Raw genomic sequence first — 396 nt, 5'->3', positions numbered from 1 at the left:
GCTGGAGACGCCTCAAGAAGACCCACACATGATCGTGTTACGAGCTCTTTGGACCCCTATCTCGCCGGCTGGCGGATGCGCGTCGTGCCCGCATTGGGCCACCTCGCGGTCCGGATGATCACCAACGGTGCTGTCGACCGCACCGTGCAGAATTGGATCGCCGACGAGCTCAGCCGCTCAACGGTCAAGAACACCATCGCCGTCCTGGTCCGCGTCATGGAGCAAGCGGTGCGGGACGGCATCATCAAGGTGAACCCCGCCCGGGTGACCGGCTGGCAGAAGCTCTACAAGCAGGCCGAGGACGAACTCCTCGACCCGCGCGCGCTCGCCCTGCCCGACTGGGAAACACTCCTCGCACTGGCCGACGCGCTCGTGGCCGCCTCCCACGACGAGTAC

1 pseudogene is annotated in these 396 nt (G+C 65.9%); it reads left to right on the top strand.

The features are described from left to right. Positions 1-48: 48 nt before the first annotated feature. Positions 49-396, top strand: a pseudogene (locus RNC47_RS37310) (site-specific integrase); the annotation flags it as partial.

The sequence above is a fragment of the Streptomyces millisiae genome, from assembly GCF_031845425.1.
In the GTDB taxonomy this organism is placed as follows: domain Bacteria; phylum Actinomycetota; class Actinomycetes; order Streptomycetales; family Streptomycetaceae; genus Streptomyces; species Streptomyces millisiae.
This window is presented reverse-complemented; position numbering and strand designations above follow the sequence as displayed.